The following is a 20,215-nucleotide window of genomic DNA, read 5'->3' as shown; positions in this document are numbered from 1 at the left end:
TCATTCCTTACTTATCCTGCACCGCTCATTCAATTGTTCTCATCATTGTTCAAGTGTGCTGGATACTGTTAATCCGCTAGATGAGACTGAATGATCCTGGCTAGGGTTGTTATTAACAAATAAAGCTCCTGAATTATGTCGACTAAAAAAAAGTGACCTGTTTATCATTTGAGGTTTCACCTCTCCTACTTTATTAAATAGGACATTAACCAAGTGAATTGCCTCATTTAAAATAGTTGATTTTTTCGATGTGTCAAATGTTTTTAAAGCATCATATAGAATGATATGTGCTTGCTCTGTTAAAGAACTATCCGATAAACGCACCATTAACGCATGGGTATAAAAAATGCTTAATGCCTCACCTGAAACATCAGTGCACTCCTCCCTTTTTCTGTCATAAAAATTTTTTAAGACAAGCAGGTCATCAAGAGGTAATTCTTCACTTTGGGATTCTACTATTGCTTGCCAAAGGATTTTATCAGTTGAGATTTTTTCATAGAGCATACATTCCTTAACATCAGTCTCTTTTTTATCAGTTTGTGCTACGAAATTGTTCTTTTCCTCTAAAGAGTCATTATTATTTTCTAAAAGTTGTTCATTCAATTGCAATTGCTCCAGCTCTTCCAACTTAAGACTGTGCCGGCGCTGCAAACCTCTAAAGTCATCCTGAATTTGATTTAAGAGCGCAGCAAGCTCCTTTTGCAAAAACTCTGGTAGACTCTCAAAAAGACTATTTAATTTATCCACTACAAGCTTTTTTGTAGCGAGTTGGGATATCGATAGCGATTCACTGACCAAAGTTAAAAATAAGGTATAATCTGCATGACATTTTCGTAATTTAACAAGGTAATCATCTATTTTCTCTTGGTAGAATATCTCGTACTCTTCAGTTAAAGCCTGATTCATACGCTCCCAAAGCTCAGGATTTTTTAGAACTATTCCGATGAGCAAACTGGAATTTATAAATTCCATTTCATTGAGACAAACTCGTGCAAGTTGTGTTCCTGACATTGACAAAAGCATATCTTGCACCTCTTTCAAAAACAGAGTGTGAGTTGCGTTGAAATCATGTAGATACATTTTTAAAGCATCAAACAGAAAATGAATTGCAGATGCACTGGCAAGCATTGTTGTGGCTTGAGTACTTTGTATCACTCTAATCGTAATAATGGCATTAAAACTCGTAGTTAACACAGCTTCAACCAGCTGCCGGTGAGGCTTTTTATAAGAAATACTTGGTGCTGTATCAGAAGAGGTCGGTTTTAAGTCCATGTCTAAAGCAAACTGATTTCGGAAAGAATGACTTATTGATAAATGCCGCACCTCATCCTCTACAGTGCCATCATAGTGTAGGAGTAACTCCAATTGCTCCACTTGACGCAATAAAGCGTCCATAAAAAAATTATATTGTTTCACTAACTTAGTACGATCAATGCTGTTAAAATCAAAAATACTTCGTTCATCGGTTAAAGAAAGTATATTGAGCCAAATGCTCATTTGTTGATTAAAAGGAATAACAATATTAACTGGTAATCCAATAGCTGTTGGTATGCTTTCTGCATACATAACTTGCGGTAAGTCTGCTTCAACTGCACTATCTGGAAAATCCTGAAGAGTAGTCATCTTGTCTAATCGATTGAATAAAATATGTGCCAAATCAACTGCAAATTGCTGATCTTCCACACCAAAATTGATTTTTCCAAAAGACTCAATACATAAATATTGTGCTAACTCTAACTTAGTCTTGTTATCAACTAAATGTACTGGGAGTTGTCTTAAAACAGAGTTAATTATTTCAACAAACAATGATTCATTGACCTTTTTTTGTAATAGGAACGCCTGTTCAGCAATAGCAGGAAACAATCCTTTTATTTTTTTGTAATTGAGAAAATATCCCTTCGTATATCCTTTGGGATTAAACCATCCTTGATACTCGAATGGATTCAAAAGATTTTCATTATTCTTTTTATGACCGTAATAACGGAATGCAGCGCCCCAATCAATGCGCGCAAATTGAATAAACATCATCTCAACTGAGGACAGGACATCCAAGCAAACCACATTCCCGCTGTGCACACTGTTATCCCCGAAAAGCAAAGAAAACATCAATGCGATCGCAAGACCAAAATATGATTTTAATTGGGTCAGTAATAAGTAGGATTGGGGACCGTAAAACATCTCCACTAAAGGATCTCTATCGGAACCATCTCGATAGCCTGTGCCAATGATTTTATATAACTCTTTAAATTCAATTTTAGGTTGAATCAGTCCATAACTGCCATCTTCAAATTGAATCAGTTGAGCAGTAATGAATGATGCATGATATATCTTATCAATCAATTGACGGCGTATAAATTCTTGCAGCAACAAACCCGCAAACAGTTCTGTGAACAATTCTTTGGGATCATTAGGTTTTTTTATAAAATATTCCACTCCATCGGAATCACGATAAAAACCATCGACTTCCCCTTGATTTTTACCGCTCTTCTTATTTTTAAACTTGGTTAATACTTTCCCTTTATAAATTAGCATCCCTAACCCAAACAAGAATTCCATGCACATCATTTTTATCATTTATTAAGCGTTTGAGAAAGTTTTATAACACTATGATGTTAAATAATTAGCTGAATAAAAAAACTGCTTTATTAAAAAGAAGCTCACCGATTGTGGGTAAGCCAGTTTTTCCATTGGAATATGCGATAAGTCCTTGATCTATTAAAGGAATAATTTCAATTTTCCTAAAATTATTTTTAATTCGATCACGGTAAATTATCTTCATTTTTAAGCCGTAATTGATTTTTAGAGATACGACAGTGAATTATTTTTTTATTCATTCCAATCTAAATTAGACTTTTATATAAAAATTATATCGCAACAATAATAAATCTGGATTTATAGAGTTATCCTTTTGAATTCGCGTATCATATAATAAAAATCCGGGAATAATCGTTAGACTGCAGCATATAACATAAAAACAATGCAAGATGATTAATAAAGAAAAATGGGATAAGTTAACCAACTTAATGATTCAACTTCACATTAGAGATGATGATCTCGTCGAAAAATTTATCGTTGGCAGTGGTAAAGGAGGTCAAAAGCTACATAAAACCGCCTCGACAGTTTATTTGAAACATATACCTTCCGGTTTGGAAATCAAATGTCAGGAATCCAGGAGCCGTGAAGACAATCGATATTTTGCAAGAATACGGCTTTGTGAAAAATTACATTCAATTGTGAGTGACGAAAAAACAAAAGAACAGCAAAAAATTGAAAAATTAAAACGACAAAAGAAAAGACGCTCAAGACGCGCCAAGCAGAAAATTCTGGAAGAAAAATCCAGACAAAGCGAGATAAAGATACTTAGAAAAAAACCTATATCCTATCAATAAACATTTTCACCCCCCACCGAGAGTAACTATTGTGTTTTTCAGCTGCTCTACATGAAATATTTTGCTAATATATACAAATAAACTATTTTTTATACAAAAGTAGTTCTTTTCATTTTGGAGAAAATCAATGACTAAAAAGGTACCCAAAAATTTTGGAAAGTCGATAGACTGGACTGTAACTACAGACAAAAAACAAATAAATTCATTGAATAAAAATACACGAACTATTGCCAAGCAGTTGGACGAGAATCCATTACCAGATAAAAACCAATTAAATCCAAAGAAAAAACAATAACATACACGTTTTATTTATCTGCAACAAATAAAACTTGCATATTTTTTATAAAAACTTATCATAACTAATACGCTGTTTTATTTAAAAAGGATTTTATAGATGATGTTATTTAGACGATTCACTACTTCTTCTCTCCCTAAAACGATTAAGCCCACCCCCCCTACTAACCGTTTTTTCAAAGATATAAATTGGTCAATAGTCAGAAGAAATGAGACAGAATCAGAATTAAGTAAACCCGTTAAAACGATTGTGAACGAGCTTGAAAATACCTCATCAGCGGATGCCCAAGGCCCTACTCCGAGATTTAAATAATATTCGATTCAAAGCTGAGACAGGATTCCTCCCTGGAATCCTTTTCATATTATTTTGTAGCTGTTTGCAGTGAATTTTGAGATGTTAAACTCTCCAATACTTCAAAATGCTCAGGAGCATCAGATTTTAATTCTGCAAAATCTGCTTCAGCTTGCACATCGAGCGCTCCATCCTGAACAGTGGCGACAATATTTTTCTTAAGATTATTAATTGAAGTTGAAGTAACTCCTTGTCGAACAAATGCAATTCTAGCGGATCCGAATTTACTTGGGTCAATTACTCTTGCCACACTCGTCGCAATCGAAATATCTGCGCCTTTAAATAGTTCATCTGCAGAGGTTGCTTTGCTATTGAGTTGGCTTTGATTAATGAAATCGACATATTGCAAAAGATTGATTACATAGATGGTATTAGTCTCACAATCTACTACTATAGCGGGCTTATTATCTCCTGACTCCTGTGAGTCTTTTCCTTTCTCTTTACTGAACTTTTTCACAATCGCCAACTCATTATTTACCACACTGATAATCACCTTTTTGGATTGGTTTTCTTGAATGACTAATGGAAAACGCTCACTAACACTGCGGTAAGAATTCAATACATATTCAGGCGGAGTAATAAAATCATTATTTGAAATACCCCTTTGAATCACGCCATCGACCGCATTTTCAGGTTTTCTTGTCGAAATAGTTATTAAATAAGTACCATCCTTTTTTAAGCCGATGTCAAGCCACTTAGGCCAAATGTTACACATCTCTTTGAATACATTAGGCACTCGTTTATGTTTATCCATACGGCGTGTTAAGAACTCACCACTCATATTGTAAGTCACCACTGCTTCGTCATGCGTCAAGGCACCAATATACTTTTTTTGAGCTCCTTTCACACATTCATCTCCGTAATAGATTGTTCGTTTTCTATCAACGGTAAGAAGAGCCAGCTCATCTAATGCGTATCCGGTTTGCTGTTGTAATTGCAAAGCAAAACTCTCTGTTGTAATGGATTTGCCACTACCAGGTCCACCCGCCATCAAAACAGTGAAACGGTCAGGATAACTTTTAGGTGCTTCTTCTTGGACACCAATAAATGTCTGTGCCTTCATTGCTGAAACTAGAGGTAATGATTCATATTTAGCTTGCTTAAGAAGTGTTTCAATTACCCGTTCTGAAAGAGTATATATTCGCTTATCTATGTCACCTTTTAGAAATTCATCTGCTAAGTGAATCATAGCTAACTCAGTTAGCATAGGGTCTGATCCGTCAATTACTCCTTTTTCTTTCCGTTTTAAAAGCTCTGCTTTAAGTTTAGTAAAATGCATATGAACATAAAGATGTTTCTGTTTGCATGGATCCTGAAGCACATCATATACCCAATTCAAATATTTCTGTCGTTCAGACACCATACTTATTTGCGGTATCACCGGTAAAATATGTTCTCTATGAAAATTGCGGACAAAAACGCCAAAATCATTATTTTGAGCAGGCGTTTTTAACAATAAAGGAATTAAAGCTCCTGTTATTTGTAAAGAACGGCGTGGCGGTTCAAACAGCAATAAATCACCAATAGATTGACCATTGTGACCTTTGTAGCGGCCAAAACCTTTTTGTTTCAGTGCGAGTTCATCTTTTTTTTGTACCGAATATTTTAATGCTGTAAATTCAACAGAAGGATCGCTAAATACTTCTGGATATGAACCTTTTCCTGACTCAAGCACTGAAGCAATATCACAAGATCCATCATTGAACTGTTTCCAATTGTATTGAGAATAATAACGAACGATATGTGTATTGCCACCTACAGAGATAGTTCTATTGGTACATCTAGTTCTTGCATGCCAAACTGTTCTACTCAACATCGTTTTACTTCCTAATTTTCACGTCTTACAAAAATTTGGATTACATTTTACACAAAACATCTTAACCAAATATTAAGCATCAAGATATTTTATAGCTCATATATGGTATGATAGTACTGATTTTGAACATAAGATAGTTATTTGACTATCCGCCGATGTGAGCGGCTAGTAGGGTGATGATAAAAACTGGGACTCATTTAACGTTTCGTTAGAAAAAACAGTTAATATTGGGAATCAGAAAATTATCTCTGAGGAAGTTACCATTTTATTCTATAGGATTCCCCCTCAACCAACTGCTCAGAAGGTTTCTCAATTTTCCGTGAAATTTCTTGATGTCTAATTAAAAACCTAAGACTCTCATCAAGGAATGGCTTCCTTTTATCCAAACCTTCTTTTTCACCTTGCTTTCCAAGCAGCTCTTTAAGCTTAATATCATAGGCTGCTTTTAGTACGGATAATACCTGTTCATGGGCCTTCGTTTCATCTGATTTCCCTTTAAAGAAAGTTATACCTGACTGCGGTAAATAATCCTTAGGGGTGCGAATATCATTTGCTTTGATTTTTATATATAAATCATTCAGTTGCGCCATTGCAGTTAAAGGATCAGTACTCAATTTCTTCATCAATCCTTTTTTAAAGGTCTTAGGGCGATTAAAAATAGAGTCAGAGCTTGATTTCTCAAGAAATCCAGCAGCTGAAGACACATTAGGATGAGCTCCCTCTTTCATCAGTTTTACGCATAAATGACAATAGTTTTTCGATAAGGCGATATCTAATATTGTTTTTTTATTCACATCCCTTGTATTTAAATCTACTTTTTCTTTTATCAGCAAATCAGTTAAATCTATAAACTTAATTTCATCTTCTTTTTCAAGGCGCCTAGGAACAAATGAGGTAGCAAGCGCATGATGCAATGGATTTCTTCCATCATTATTTTTTTGATGAAGCAAAGTGCGATCTATCGATAGAATTTGATGTATCACAGGCAAAGCACACCTACCCATAGACGCATGTAAAATGTTATTTCCATCTAAATCTTGGCAATCAGTCTTTACTCCCATATCCAATAAAATTTGCATGCATTTGAAATCTTGCATTGTAATCGTGGAATGTAAAGGAGGACATCCATGTTTATTGGGTTTATCAAGCAATTCTCTGTTTTTTTCAGCGATTAGCTTTAATAAAGCTTCTCTTGGTTCTGGACGTGTATAAAAAACATAATGCATAGGAGAGTGACCAGTCGTATCAGTTACATTTGTATTAGCGCCTTTTTTTAATAAATATGTTACTAACTTTATATTTCCACTACTAATAGCTAACATTAATGGAGTTGCATTATCTTGATTCAATGGAGTATTAATATCCATTCCTTCCTGCAAAAACTTTCCTATGAGACTTCTGCTTCCAAAACTAATAGCAAGTCTTAAAACTTCTGGATTTGAAAGAAGTTTTTCATTCTTACTAATAATTTTTTTAAATGTGTCAATATCTTTTCGAGCTACTACCATATCCAGAAGCTCTTTACTAACATCTGCACCTGCATCGAACAACACTTCGAATGTTGCTATTTTATGATTTCTATACGCTAAAGTTATTGGAGACACACCTCTGTTATCAGGTTCATTGATCTGAACATGCCCCGTGGATATTAAGATAGCTATGAGCTCTGGACTCCCATACTCTGCAGCATAATGGAATGCTGTTTTGCCCTGATTGTCCTTAACCTTTAATAGCTTAAGCGAGTCATCCTGATATGATATAGCTTTTAATATTTTCTCCATTATTTGCATATTTCCAGATTCCGCAGCGTAATGAAGAACTGTTTTGCCATCGTAATCTGGAATTGATAAATCAGCTTTTTGTGCAATAAGCTCATCAATCATTGCCATATTGTGCATCATCACAGCTAAATGCATAGGGGTTTTACCCACATAAAGTGGAGGAGCACCTTGCACTATACGCTCATTAATCTGAGACTCATTCATAGATACAACTTCTTTTATATCGCTAGGGTGGCTCAGGTAAACAGCCCCTCGATGAAGCGGATATAGGGCAGCTAATGAGTCGAGGCATTTTTTGGTATTGCTTTGCAGGGTTTTAATATCTAAATCTAAAAGATCATCTTCATGAATCTTTCTAAAAGCAGGGCTATCCAGCATTTTCATAAACTCTTCACTATCTTTCAGGCCTGGACGGTAGCCATATAAAGAAAGTCCCTGTTTACTTTTTTCAATAATCTCTACTGTATTAAAAATTGCTTCTTTAATAACAACGACTAATTCATCAGAACTATATAAATCAAAAACATTAGGCTCATAAAATGTTGCAGGCGGTAAACCTTGCTGCATCAAAAGAATATTTAATAAATTATTTACAAAGGTTCTGCCATTAGCATCCCTAAAAGGATGTAATACTTCATAATATCGAATGTGCTTGGCAATTACTTGAAGTTTTGCGTCAATGGTATGGGCGTCTTTAATTTCTTTGTTATAAGATCGCGTGATTGCTTCCAGGAACTCATCAACATTTTTTTGTACTGCGAGATAAAAATGAGTCGTATTGCTATGACCATCTTCACACATGTCTTTATATATTTTTTTAGCAAGCTCAGGTATTTCTTCAACAGTCAAATCTTTAAAATAGTTTTTATCGAACTTTGGGTAACCTAGTGATCCAATTTTTCCAGGACCAAACTCTGCTTCGCCTTTTAAAAGGAAAACTAAACCAAGGAACTCTTCGATACCTTTAATTGATGCACGGTTTGCAGGAATACCAAATGACACTGGTTCATCAATTCTAATTTCACCTGGGTTTTTGTCCTGTAACTCCTCTACTTTTTTCCCGCATTTTTTATGAATTTCCTTTATTAAATCAACACTTAATTCAAAACCCTCTCCTGCCCTATCAACTTGTAAAGCAATTGAACATAAACTTTCTAAAGCAGCATTAATAGAACCTTGTTCCCTTGATTCATAACCTTGCCAACCATTTTCTTTTGACCAAAAGCGTCCATCAACAAACAATCTCCATATTTCTTCAGGTGGATAGGCTTTTAGAAAAAAAAGTCCGGGTAGATTAGCCATAAAATTACTCATAGAAAAAGCAATCTTATATATAATAATAGACCACCATGATGTAAATAAATTCAATTTTCCGATATTTTATGGTACCTTAATTGGGCGGTTATAATATGCGCAACAATTTAAAACCTTTGCTAAACAAAATACACGTGAAATTCTGTTAAAATAGCAGCTGACTTATATCCGAGACAGTTTTCATGGTCGTAAAAAAAACCGCCCGTTCTGATTTATATAGAGTAATACAATGAGAGATAAAATCATCACAAGCAAAAAAGTTATTTTTTCACAAGCCATTGCAAGAGACACAGCCAATGACTTAGAAAATTTTTTATCGACACGATTTTATTCAGTGAATCAAAGCCATAATTGCGCTATTGTTATTGGTTCAAGTCTTGCTCATCAGTCTCAAGATATGGAACAGGATATGGTACTTGATTGTTCTGGTGCATTAGTCACTACAGATAAAGTTGGCACAATTAATGGTGCACGAGTTGTAGTCACTGATGGCTTAGGTGGAGGAACTGGCGATCAACAAGAAGATGAAATGATACATAAAGTATCTCAATCGACCTGTGAAGAATTTTTGGATAGCGACGAAAATATTGATACAACACTCGACTTAATTAGCCAAGTAACTCCTTCAAGAAAAAATATTCATGGAAGTAGGGAGCATGATGCACATGCATCCATAGCAGCTTTTATCTATAAATACCAACAAGGAGATGGATATTCTGGCGAGTTTGCAAATATCGGCGACGGCTTAATTATTGTATTAGATAAACACTATAAGATAAAAAATACCCTTTGTGCTCGTCATATCTATCGGGGATTTAATACATGGACTCCACCATCAGTTCAAACACTCACGTCGACTGCCAATAGAGATGATGTACTTGTCAGACAGACACTTGAACTTACTGAAGGTGATATTATTGTTTCAATGACCGATGGAATCTGGGGGGAATTAACATCTAGTCTGATTTCGCAAACAAAAGATCGCCGAGATATCGATATTGATCGCAAATCATTTGAAACACTTTTGCAGGAATTAAATGGTATTCCCTACCCCTCCTCATTCGATATAGCTCGAACTATCACAAATCAGGCTATTTCTCAAAGCTTGAAACGCAGGAAGACATTAGTAAAATTAATTCAAGACTTAGAAGAACAAAGCTTTCAAGAGAAGTCGATAACAACGGTTAATGACGCATTAGCTTATTTTGTTGAAATAGGCCGTCATAAAACAGCAAAGACTTTAAAGGCGATTCTTTTTGAACAAGCCTTGAATGATGGAATCACTTATTTTGATAACATAGAAATCCCGCTTGATGTAGTGATGCATGATTTAAAAAGTCGTACAGTTGGTGATTGTTCGACAATCAATGTTACTCGAATCCCTTATCATTTAGATGAACTCATACGATGTTTTATAATGTATCCTGAACAATGCCAAATTTTAACACCGCAATTAGCAGCAACTATCAAATCCGAAGCTGATTTAGAAGAGGCTTTTAAGCGTCTTTCGCTTGAAGTAATACAATCTAAAGTTGAATCTAGACTCTCCAAAGCACATTTTGAACCAGCATTTAAAAAAGAGACTCTTGATAAAACCCAAACAGTATTAACCCATTTTTTCCGCATAACAACTCACTTAGACAGTAAAAAGAGTTACCAAAAATGGCTCACGAATTTAAGTGCTTATCTAACCCACGAATCGTCACTAGAAAGAGAAGATATTAAATTATTATTATCCATGCTAGAGAACAAGATTAAACCTAAAAAAGGATTTTTTCAGACATTATTGGGAGAAAATCAAAGCAAATTATATAGAGCATTTAAACAACAAATTGAGTTGGAATTTTTAGAAAAAGATGAAAAACCGTATGGCCTTAGATCGCATTGATCTATTTATTTCATCGTATTAGTGTAAATTTATACCACTTATATATATTGGATCACCCTTTTAATAAGTTAAATTGCCACACTAATAAGATCTACGTGGGCTATACTTTGCTCATATGCCAAATCCTTTAAACGAAAAAATTGTATCGCCTCGAAAAATAATTCATGTTGACATGGATTGTTTTTATGCTGCCATTTAAATCAGGGTTAATCCCTTATTAAACAATAAACCGGGGGTAGTGGGCGGATCAGCAAACCAACGGGATGTACTATGCACCTGTAATTATGTTGCTCGAGATTATGGAATTCATTCAGCCATACCAACTGCTATAGCGTAGCCCAAATTATTTCAGATTAAGATGGAAATCCTCGACCTCATCACGAGGAGAAAATCCATCTCTATATTTAAAATGCTCACATATATGGGTAACAATTATATAAGTTGATTGTTTGCTTTTTTTTAAAATCCAAGTATGGCTTAAATCCGCGATCAGTTGTTGACTGTAAGCAGCAGGAGATTGCCAAATTTTTGCATACCAAGCCCCCTTGGTACTGAGCGTAATATGATCACCTTGGGTATCGCTTTTAATAAGTTCGCATTCAAACTTTTGATCAAAATAGATTAATTTACCTATTTGATGATCAGCAAAGCCAGCAATGCCTTTAAAGGCTATATCACTACCACGGAGAGTAACTATTAAATTTTCTGGATCAACTATCGGTAAAAAATCTGATATGGGGGCTCGTGATGCATTTAAATGATTGAATTGTTCAACTACTTTTAACGCATCTTTTTCATTATGTGTGATTTTATTCATAAATTAGTCGACTCGTTTCATATGATAGCTTGAGTGCAACGGAAACCCTGATTACGACGGTATCTAGTCTGGAGTACCGCATACGAACTGTTGCACAGCCGCAAAAATTCTTCAAACTATTTTTTCTTTTTTACTATATTACATACAGTAAAAACTTCTAATTAGTCGCTGGCGCTAAATAGCCATCACAAAGCATAATTAATGATCATATCGATTGTTTTGTGATAAGCTATGCCTGCCTCAGAGCTACAAGCCTATTATAATGCCATTGCATTAGCCATTATCAATGAGGAAGACCATGGTCTCTCCGTGATTGAAGGATTTAGAAAAAAAATACCTGCCCAAAGGAAATTACGCAAGGCAATCATTTTAATCTGCAGCACTTAATCGCAGCGTATCAGGCCTACAACAATAACTTTAATGCTTTGGGTAATTGGGACAACCGTAACTTATTTTGGCAAAAAGTGATTGGTTATGTGCGGCGGCAGATGACCGCTTATGACGCCCAAATTCATTGTTCGGATGTAAAGAGCGTATTAGATAACGAGAGTTCATTCAGTAAAACGTTTGAGTTGTCTCATGATAAGAAATTGTTCCCCTTACAGGTTGATTCTGGTCTCGGTTTCGATTTTGCTTGTTATAATTATTCCGTACTCCCGGCGCCGGTCATCGGCGTCGGAGACCGCTAGTGGGTTGAAAATTATTTGGAGAAAAAACAGATGCTCTTGCATTTATCAGCTCAAATAATTGTTCTTTATTGTGACCAAACTGCGTGCCTCATTCAGGATAACGACTATTTTCATATGACAAAGTGAAATTATTTGTGTAAAGAGCAAACGCTTATTTGATGATGTCTTACATCTTATTTGCAATATCTAAAATCATATAAGCACCTGCCGTAGACAATGATTTATGTAATAAGCGACAGTTAAATCCTTTAAAAAAAGCACTAATGCCATGCTCTCTATAAATTCCCGATGCAATTTCCCTTATTGTTGGCTTAAGTTGTTCAGTACAAGCCTGTTGCCGGCTCTTTATCACATCAAGCGGAGTCGTCGCAAAAACAACAGGAACTGAAGCAGCAGTTGCCCACAGAATCGTTGATAAAAAATTTTGTTTTTCCCGTTTGATTTTAATTGCATGATACGTCATGAATAAATAGAGCCAACTTGGGAATGCTTTTCCAAGTGTCGCCGTACTGCCAACAAAAAAGCCAGGGAATCCTCTTTGTTGATAAATAGTGTGCATTGCTTGAACAGGTTTTATAGGCTTATCCTGGCTTGCTATAGTTCTCATTTGTACTGTTTTAATATTCTCAAGCGGGCTAAGTACTAAAGTATCAAAAGTAGCCGCAGCTGCTGCTTTAAAGAAACTACCTAGAGCCATAGGAAACTGGTATTTATCAATCTCTTTTGGCATAGATGTAATCAATAACGGTCTGTATATCATTTTACTTTGTTGACGAACAATACACGACATAAGTCCTGTTGATAAATGATAGAAATTCGCACCTATGAATTGTTTTGTAACAGAATAAGAACTTTGGTACAGATTTGTTTGAATTGCAACCTTAAGTCTTTCTGCCGGATGTCCTATTAAAGTGGTGAGTCCTGTATAACTGACGCTAAAAGCATAAGCATCCCAAAGCGTCTTTTTCTCTTTTTTTTCTTGACTCATAAATACTACACCCTTCTTTATAATAAACGCGCGATCCTACCATAATGCTCCTTTTTAAGGCACTAAGTTTTTTATTGGAAAATAATTTCCATTGAGTGTTATTGTTCATGAAAAAACACCGCAGTTTTAACTTGGAAACAATATAAATCGTCCATTGAAATTTATTGTTTTCTTCATGATTTTAACAATTAAAATGTAGCAAATTTGAATTTCATTAATTAGTATGTGTCTCTTGCCTTAAAAAAATGAATTAGAAAAGCTGCGCTGTATTACATAAAAATGAGCATGATGACCTAAGTTGCGTATATTAATGCAACCACTCATCCCCATTTTAAATAGCATTTCTTATTGTTGAAATTATTACTACTAAAGGGAACATTAGAGTGAAAATGAACCAATTCCAATTAGCAAGCACTTTATTTTTAATGATGAGCCAGACCTATGCAGGTAATCCTGTGCTTCATTTTCTGGATAAACCTTTCCCCGCAAGGATTTCTACATTAGGAGGAAGTGCCACTTCTACATATATCTTTACCAATAATCTTCCTTTTGCATTTAAAAAACCATTTCAGGTATTCCCGATCCTATGCCCATCCCCTAATCAAGAATGTACTGCCACTGGAGTAGACTTTCAGTTCAACGATCAATGTACAGGAAAAAAACTGCAACCTAATGAAAGCTGTAGCTATAGCATTACCATAACACCTGGCAGTATTGGCCGAAAAACGGTTTTAGTAGGTTACACTGGGTATGATAATAACGTAGTTCACGTTCAACCCGCGTTAACAACAGTAGCAACAACAGCTCCAGCGGGTATTCTAGGGACAACCAACTTTCCATCGGCTCAACCTTTACCAAGTCAAACCTTTGCCAATACAAATTATACGGTAACTTTTACGTTTACAAATTATGATGCTTCAACAGTCAGTTTTACACAAAATATAACGCAAAATAATAATCCGCTCCATCCCAATTTCACAATCACTAGCAACAGTTGCGTTCCATCGGGAACAACTGGAACCTTAGCAAGCGGTGCTCAATGTAGTATTGTCGGCATATTCAATTCGCCTGCTAATGGCACGTTTAACCTCGCAGCTGAATTACTTGGCAACCTAAACTCCAATAAACTTAGCACCTCCACCACAGTACAATCCTTTTCATTCAATCAACTGATCGGTGTTGATTATAATCCTAATCATTATACCAATAACTATCCATTCAATTTCCACGATGTTTTCTATACGGGCACACTAAATAATTCCGCTGCAACTAATGTTTATGCAGAGCTTCAACAATTGCAGAATGCTGGTTTTACCACAGTTCGCTCCTATCAAACCGAACCATACAGTTGGATAGACATTATTAAGCAAGCAAACGCTTTGGGAATGAAAGTTATTTATGAGGCAGTGATTCCTCAACAACCCAGTGACAGCATGTATCCTGGATGTCCATTAGGTGCTCAAGATTATATTCCCTGCGCTCAAGCCACTTTAACCTCAGTGATTCAGGCAGTGACCCCTGCTGTATTTAATAAGACCGTCATCCTTGTTTTTGCGGGACATGAAAATTACTGCAACGCAGGCAATATGATTCCGCCATGCACGGGCACTTCAAATGTTACTTATTTAACAAGTGCAGTATCTGCTTTAAGAGCCACATTGACTGCACAAGGTTTCACAACCCCTGTTAGTTCCGCAGTCCTTAGTGGTAATTTCGTCACACCAAGCCCTGCAATTTCCACCGATATGCAAACATTGATAAATTCTTATTCTTCTACAGCTCCCTTGGCCTTCGATCCCTACCCCTTTCAATTTGGTGTAGCTCCAGCAACAGCAGCAGTATGGACACCTCCATTAAGCTCAACAGTACAAAAGACCAATTCACTCGCATGGGATTACATAAAAGTGGTAGGGTCAACGACCCCTCCTGCTTTACCCACGTCAAACCCACAACCCTTTTATACATCGGGACGTGTTCTATTGGCAGCAGAAACAGGTTGGGCAACAGCGGGAACTACTGCAGGATATGCATGTAACTCTCCTGGCCCATGTGTACCATCAGTACCCAATGCTACTGCTTATTTCCGAACTCTTTATCAATTGAACACAAACAATTTTGTCAAGACATCGGGATATAAGATAGGAGCTCTTGCCTTTGAGGCCTATGATGAACCCGCAAAAGCAGGCCCTACAGCAGAACAAAATTACGGCCTTTTTAACTCCAATTGTGTTCAAAAAAGTGCAGGTCTTATTCCAGATAATAAGATGGTGTCTGCAACGGGATGTCAAGGATTTACAAATGGCACTCTATTAACCATATTTGGTACGACTCCTCCTACCCAGTCATCATTTAAGGTGCGAATTACTTACCCATCGGGACAACATCCAACCATTAATGTGACGATACCTGCAAATTCTGGACTAGCTCCTAATATAAGTACGGTAACTCCGTGGCCACAGTTTTTGATTTATCGTGGTGCCAAGATTACTGTCTCCTCGACCACCAGCAATCAAGCATGCACAACTACTGCCACAGCAGTTACCGCATCTCCTTCTTCAATTACTTTCGGACCTGTAACCTGCACTACTCCCCCCCCGAGCAACATGGGATGCTTTGGTCTGGGATGCCAATTATCTAATCCTTTTTAAGCTAGAACTACGATAAGTAATTATTAATATGACAAATGTTGGGCCGATTCGCCCAACACTTTGCCTTATTCTATTATTTTTTATCTTTTCACAAAGATTTCTTTAATGTTCAAACGCTATAATTTGCATTAGTTTATCGACCACAGATAAGAACAATTAACAACCACACTGCCCCAATACTTGACACAATAAGGTATAATTAGGTATTATAATGCGCACTCTGATCAACAAAGAAACACTAAGCGAGATATATACTATGGAATCAAAATTTTTTAACGACAAATCTATTCCCAAACCCAGCAAAGAAGCTTTTCATATATTAACTAACTCTTCGGATTTGAAAGAAATTGAATCTATTTTATTTCACTTTAAACAATTGGTTAATATTAGTAAAAGTGTACTCACCTCTCATACACGTCAAAATTCAAAAATAACTGACAATCGAGAGTTTATCGAGAATATGGAAAATCGCTTTCAGAAACTTCAAGATGCTGTAAGCACCGGGAAACCTTATCAATCTTTATTTGGTGATGTGTGTGCGTTAAAAGAGGATCTGCAAGTAATTTTAGGATATTATGATTCTCAGATTCGACAAAAGCAGCCCATTGCAAAAAGCTATCTTCGACAGGCTCAAAGGAAAGACAGTAAAATCGAATCATTGGCCGCTGGAATTGCATCTCAAGAAAAATCTTTACTTGATACAGATGAGTCCAACATTTTGGCTAAGTACACCCTTAATTTTTGTGCAGCCGATATTATGCAGCAAGATATGGAAATGATTTGCGACATCGTTATGAAACCCTACTTAGCCGATCATAGTAATGAGGCTGGATTTTCCTATATCTAATCCAATTTTAGTAAGAAAGTACCAAAATATTTTGGTACTTTTTGTTCCTGTCACCTACTCTCTATATACGAACATCAAAAAAACATTCGATTATTGACACGTTGCTAATGGAAAAAGAATAAGGTGAGTTAAATGTATAAAAAAAGCTTACGATTTATTATTTTTGTGTCTCTTTTTATTCCTTTGCAATGTGCCAATGCAACTTCAGAAGTAATAAAACAGAGAATTGATAATGCAGTCGCCATTTTTATGCAGAAAAACAATGTCCCTGGATTAGCATTAGCTGTACTCAAAGATGGCAAGCCTCTCCTCATAAAAGGATATGGTTATGCCAATATTGAAACAAAAGACCCTGTAGATGCAGAAACACTATTTGGTATTGGCTCCGTTTCTAAAGTCATCACTGCTTTTGCACTGATGACCCTGGTACAACAAGGGAAGGTAGACTTAAATCATTCTGTTTTGGACTACGTATCCGGAGCACCGAAACAATGGCAGAGTGTGACGATTCAGCAATTACTTTCACATTCTAGTGGTATTCCTCAGCATCAAGGGCCGCATCTTCCTTGGATTAATGTATGGAACGACTTAGCTAAAAAACCCATGCAATTTACACCGGGATCAGCAACTACCTATAATAATTTCGCCTACAGAGTGTTAGGACGTGTCATTGAAAATGTGAGCCACCAAACTTTAGGTGATTATTTATCAAATACCATTTTTAACCCTTTAGAGATGTATCATACTGGTTTTCCTAATGCACTTTTTCCTCCAAATCTGGCAACAGGATATCAATCAAAAGAAGGCAAAATTACTCCTAACCCTAATCAAAATCCATGGCGTCAAATGTGGGGCTCGGGTGGTATCGTATCGAATATCAGCGATATGGCAAAATGGGATAACGCCATGTCGGCCGGAAAAATCTTAACACCCGCAGCCTATCGTCAAATGTGGACACCTGTCTTTTTAAAAAATGGTACACTTGCAGGTCAAAAAAATTGGGCATGGTCTTTAGGGTGGCAAGTTTCCTCTATCTATGGTAATCGCCTTGCTTTCAAAAACGGTGCTATAAGAGGCTACAGTAGTTGGATGGAGCGTCATATTGATGATCATGTGAGTATTATCATACTTACTAATACGAACCATGTGCCCTTAAAACGATTAGCAAAGCGGATTTTCAATCAAGTCATGAATACACAATAAAAACCAGTAAAAAATTTCTATTTTTATATCGTAAAAAAACATTTCCTAGCATTAGTAACGGCAACTAATAATAAAACGCTTATTTAATGCGCAAATAAAACACCTTCTCAATAATTATTGATAACTGAAATATATATTTACTTGTTGAATAAAAAAATTACGAAGTTACAATAGCCTTTTTGGCTACGAGTAACGATTATGGGATTTTACTTTAATACATTCAGACAACAACAAGGGGATCTCGCTTATAACGAGCAAAGATATGAAGAAGCACTGAATCATTACTCAGAGGCGCTAAAAACTCTTTATTTACATGCCGCTTCTAACAACGCTCGATACACTGATTTTTATGATGCTTTGGTTTATGTACTCTCCGAGGTTTTAACAACCAAGCTTACAATAATACGTTGTAACGCTCAGGATTCAAACATTATCGCCATTGCAACCTATTGGCAAGAGATCCCCAGTTTGCTGCATGAAATGGAAATTACGCACAAAGAACATCTTGCGGGAAGAAAACACTCCATTAGTAATGAAGAAGGAGTGATTAAAAAAACTAAAGAGCTGCTCGCCTCCGTTTGTGAAGAAGTGAGTGATGCGATAGTCGATTGTATAGAGGAAGATAGTGAAGAAACAACTCTTACGCTTCCACAAGCGATTCAGTGGATGAATCGAGCCATTGACTTCCAGATGACCACAAAAAACCGTCCCAAGCTCTCAAGCAGTCTAGGCTATTTAAATTTACTTGAACGCCACTATAAAGAGACAAACGATGAAAGCAGCCTCAGAGTAATGTCTGAATACATAAGTAAACACAAACTCCTGGAAGTAAACATTGAATCTACTTTGCGAAAGCTCGAACTACTCAGCTATGTTGCAAGACTCACTCTTTTTAATCATGAAGATATTAGTGAACTCGTTCATGAATGTAAAAGACTCTTTGCCTTGCTTTCTGAGGAGGAAAAAGAAAATCCCATTTTGGAAGATCTCCAAAACTTAATTCATCTCGTCCCTGAAGAAAGTCAGCTAGAAGATATGGAAGAGACGGAGGAAACTGATGCCACTTCATATTTGGAAGAAACAAACGTTGAGTCTGATTTAAGCCCCTACCATCCTATTGTCTCAATAGACTATCAAAACACGGGCTCTGGAGTCGTTCAACCTCCTGCACCTACCCCTTCCCCAGTAAATTTCGTTGGAACCTCGGCTCCATTAATGACACAGAGCACAGTGATAAGCCCATCCTTTAGTGCTCTAGGATTTGGTGCAGCACCACAAGGTTTTTTTAGCACTGCATCACAATCACAGGCATCAGAAGACATGCTTCCTTACAGTAAAGCCTTGCAATCCAGTCTGGAAAAAATAACGAATGATTCCTCCAATCCAAAATTTTTGGCGAATTTACTCTCTCTTATCGCCGATTTCTTCGGTAAATATGGGGCGGATGGAATTCAAAAACAAAATGCTATTGTATTAACTTTCGATCTGTATCAACAAGTACTTAAAATAGATCCCGGACATAGCAGAGCATTTAGTAAAGTGAAGGAGTTGTACTTTAAACATGGACAACTGATTGGCCCTTATAAACAATTTAGTCATGGATATCAAAGCCCTATATCAGTTACCCCTACAATCTCAGAAGCAAGAAATTATTTTAATCAAGCGATCGAAGAATTAGTGATCCAGTTAGAAAGTTTCTTAATGAATAAGCCTAGTAAAATCGAAAATACAATAAACAACTTAATTGACTTTATTGGCAAGCAATTGAGCATTATTACGAGTGCTCCAAGCTCCGAACTAAGAGCAACACTTACTCAAACATTTCAGAAAGCACTCTACAACTCAGTGCCTCCTAGCAATACACCAGTTTTTTAGCAAAAATTGAGGGCTTGCTTTGAACTAACGTAAGGCTGTAAGTCTTTTACTTTTGCCGACCTCTTTTGCGGCATAAATACATGACAGCAGCCTTTTATTATGGACCGGCATAATTCAACCCAACAACTTCTTGACCACTGAAAAGAAAAAATACGTGTATGAAATTCTTCTAATTTGCTTTAAACCCATTCTTCCCAACTAAAACTCTTTTTGCTATTCTTTACAATTTTGTTATACAAATTAACAATTGTGAAATAATAATAATCTTTATTCTTACTTGTGTAGTACAATAACCGGCCATTTACTTAAAAGGG

General features: G+C 36.2%; 14 protein-coding genes and 1 pseudogene. 10 read left to right on the top strand and 5 right to left on the bottom strand.

The window, feature by feature from the left end; all coding sequences use genetic code 11:
* Positions 1 to 42 precede the first annotated feature (42 nt).
* Entirely contained in the window at positions 43 to 2,556 is a 2,514-nt protein-coding gene (locus Lpar_RS09660; RefSeq protein WP_237759384.1) for a LepB GTPase-activating domain-containing protein, read from the bottom strand.
* Positions 2,557 to 2,984: 428 nt separating this feature from the next.
* Between Lpar_RS09660 and Lpar_RS09655 the strand changes: the two genes are divergently transcribed.
* The 3 genes from Lpar_RS09655 (at position 2,985) to Lpar_RS09650 (ending at position 3,996) form a co-directional block, all read left to right on the top strand.
* On the top strand, positions 2,985 to 3,389 hold the full coding sequence (locus tag Lpar_RS09655) for a peptide chain release factor family protein (protein WP_058517748.1): 405 nt from the start codon (positions 2,985 to 2,987) through the stop codon (positions 3,387 to 3,389).
* A gap of 127 nt (positions 3,390 to 3,516) precedes the next feature.
* Positions 3,517 to 3,684 (top strand): hypothetical protein, encoded by a 168-nt coding sequence (locus tag Lpar_RS19095; protein WP_165482436.1) that lies wholly within the window; start codon positions 3,517 to 3,519, stop codon positions 3,682 to 3,684.
* A gap of 99 nt (positions 3,685 to 3,783) precedes the next feature.
* Positions 3,784 to 3,996 (top strand): hypothetical protein, encoded by a 213-nt coding sequence (locus Lpar_RS09650; protein ID WP_058517747.1) that lies wholly within the window; start codon positions 3,784 to 3,786, stop codon positions 3,994 to 3,996.
* A 49-nt stretch (positions 3,997 to 4,045) separates the two neighbouring features.
* On the opposite strand, the gene Lpar_RS09645 is transcribed toward Lpar_RS09650, so the two are convergent.
* Together Lpar_RS09645 and ankX are read right to left on the bottom strand one after the other, a co-directional pair.
* Positions 4,046 to 5,851 carry a hypothetical protein gene (locus Lpar_RS09645; RefSeq protein ID WP_058517746.1) on the bottom strand — a complete coding sequence of 602 codons (1,806 nt, stop codon included), beginning with the start codon at positions 5,849 to 5,851 and terminating at the stop codon, positions 4,046 to 4,048.
* A 257-nt stretch (positions 5,852 to 6,108) separates the two neighbouring features.
* Entirely contained in the window at positions 6,109 to 8,934 is a 2,826-nt protein-coding gene (gene ankX / locus Lpar_RS09640; protein WP_058517745.1) for a Dot/Icm T4SS effector AnkN/AnkX/LegA8, read from the bottom strand.
* Between the two features lie 241 nt (positions 8,935 to 9,175).
* On the opposite strand from ankX, the gene Lpar_RS09635 reads away from it, so the two are divergent.
* On the top strand, positions 9,176 to 10,834 hold the full coding sequence (locus Lpar_RS09635) for a hypothetical protein (RefSeq protein ID WP_058517744.1): 1,659 nt from the start codon (positions 9,176 to 9,178) through the stop codon (positions 10,832 to 10,834).
* Between the two features lie 115 nt (positions 10,835 to 10,949).
* A pseudogene (locus Lpar_RS18490) lies at positions 10,950 to 11,168 on the top strand (Y-family DNA polymerase); the annotation flags it as partial.
* A 9-nt stretch (positions 11,169 to 11,177) separates the two neighbouring features.
* On the opposite strand, the gene Lpar_RS09630 reads toward Lpar_RS18490, so the two are convergent.
* Positions 11,178 to 11,651 carry a hypothetical protein gene (locus tag Lpar_RS09630; RefSeq protein ID WP_058517743.1) on the bottom strand — a complete coding sequence of 158 codons (474 nt, stop codon included), beginning with the start codon at positions 11,649 to 11,651 and terminating at the stop codon, positions 11,178 to 11,180.
* 231 nt (positions 11,652 to 11,882) lie between these two features.
* On the opposite strand from Lpar_RS09630, the gene Lpar_RS19350 reads away from it, so the two are divergent.
* Positions 11,883 to 12,038, top strand: a complete 156-nt coding sequence (locus Lpar_RS19350) for a hypothetical protein (protein ID WP_237759383.1) — start codon at positions 11,883 to 11,885, stop codon at positions 12,036 to 12,038.
* 468 nt (positions 12,039 to 12,506) lie between these two features.
* Here Lpar_RS19350 and Lpar_RS09625 read toward each other — a convergent pair whose 3' ends face one another.
* The gene (locus Lpar_RS09625; protein ID WP_058517742.1) at positions 12,507 to 13,328 is read right to left on the bottom strand and encodes an MC/SLC25 family protein; all 822 of its coding nucleotides are present in this window, start codon (positions 13,326 to 13,328) and stop codon (positions 12,507 to 12,509) included.
* Positions 13,329 to 13,717: 389 nt separating this feature from the next.
* On the opposite strand from Lpar_RS09625, the gene Lpar_RS09620 reads away from it, so the two are divergent.
* The 4 genes from Lpar_RS09620 to Lpar_RS09605 all read left to right on the top strand — a co-directional run bounded on the left by Lpar_RS09620 (position 13,718) and on the right by Lpar_RS09605 (position 19,901).
* Positions 13,718 to 15,976, top strand: coding sequence for a glycoside hydrolase family protein (locus Lpar_RS09620; protein WP_058519229.1), 2,259 nt, complete (start codon positions 13,718 to 13,720; stop codon positions 15,974 to 15,976).
* Between the two features lie 211 nt (positions 15,977 to 16,187).
* Positions 16,188 to 16,823, top strand: a complete 636-nt coding sequence (locus tag Lpar_RS09615) for a hypothetical protein (RefSeq protein WP_058517741.1) — start codon at positions 16,188 to 16,190, stop codon at positions 16,821 to 16,823.
* 132 nt (positions 16,824 to 16,955) lie between these two features.
* Positions 16,956 to 18,026: a serine hydrolase domain-containing protein gene (locus Lpar_RS09610; RefSeq protein ID WP_058517740.1), complete on the top strand. Its 1,071-nt coding sequence runs from the start codon at positions 16,956 to 16,958 to the stop codon at positions 18,024 to 18,026.
* 198 nt (positions 18,027 to 18,224) lie between these two features.
* A complete protein-coding gene (locus tag Lpar_RS09605; protein WP_058517739.1) occupies positions 18,225 to 19,901 on the top strand; it encodes a hypothetical protein in 1,677 nt (558 codons plus the stop codon).
* Positions 19,902 to 20,215: the final 314 nt, after the last annotated feature.

Source organism: Legionella parisiensis, from assembly GCF_001467945.1.
GTDB lineage: Bacteria > Pseudomonadota > Gammaproteobacteria > Legionellales > Legionellaceae > Legionella > Legionella parisiensis.
This window is presented reverse-complemented; position numbering and strand designations above follow the sequence as displayed.

Bases quoted from the DNA above. Each gene is read 5' to 3' on its own strand.
- Lpar_RS09660 (WP_237759384.1), bottom strand. From the start codon at position 2,556: ATGGAATTCTTGTTTGGGTTAGGGATGCTAATTTATAAAGGGAAAGTA.
- Lpar_RS09625 (WP_058517742.1), bottom strand. From the start codon at position 13,328: ATGAGTCAAGAAAAAAAAGAGAAAAAGACGCTTTGGGATGCTTATGCT.
- Lpar_RS09645 (WP_058517746.1), bottom strand. From the start codon at position 5,851: ATGTTGAGTAGAACAGTTTGGCATGCAAGAACTAGATGTACCAATAGA.
- Lpar_RS09620 (WP_058519229.1), top strand. From the start codon at position 13,718: ATGAACCAATTCCAATTAGCAAGCACTTTATTTTTAATGATGAGCCAG.
- Lpar_RS09650 (WP_058517747.1), top strand. From the start codon at position 3,784: ATGATGTTATTTAGACGATTCACTACTTCTTCTCTCCCTAAAACGATT.
- Lpar_RS09655 (WP_058517748.1), top strand. From the start codon at position 2,985: ATGATTAATAAAGAAAAATGGGATAAGTTAACCAACTTAATGATTCAA.
- Lpar_RS19350 (WP_237759383.1), top strand. From the start codon at position 11,883: ATGCCTGCCTCAGAGCTACAAGCCTATTATAATGCCATTGCATTAGCC.
- Lpar_RS09635 (WP_058517744.1), top strand. From the start codon at position 9,176: ATGAGAGATAAAATCATCACAAGCAAAAAAGTTATTTTTTCACAAGCC.
- Lpar_RS09605 (WP_058517739.1), top strand. From the start codon at position 18,225: ATGGGATTTTACTTTAATACATTCAGACAACAACAAGGGGATCTCGCT.
- ankX (WP_058517745.1), bottom strand. From the start codon at position 8,934: ATGGCTAATCTACCCGGACTTTTTTTTCTAAAAGCCTATCCACCTGAA.
- Lpar_RS09630 (WP_058517743.1), bottom strand. From the start codon at position 11,651: ATGAATAAAATCACACATAATGAAAAAGATGCGTTAAAAGTAGTTGAA.
- Lpar_RS09615 (WP_058517741.1), top strand. From the start codon at position 16,188: ATGCGCACTCTGATCAACAAAGAAACACTAAGCGAGATATATACTATG.
- Lpar_RS19095 (WP_165482436.1), top strand. From the start codon at position 3,517: ATGACTAAAAAGGTACCCAAAAATTTTGGAAAGTCGATAGACTGGACT.
- Lpar_RS09610 (WP_058517740.1), top strand. From the start codon at position 16,956: ATGTATAAAAAAAGCTTACGATTTATTATTTTTGTGTCTCTTTTTATT.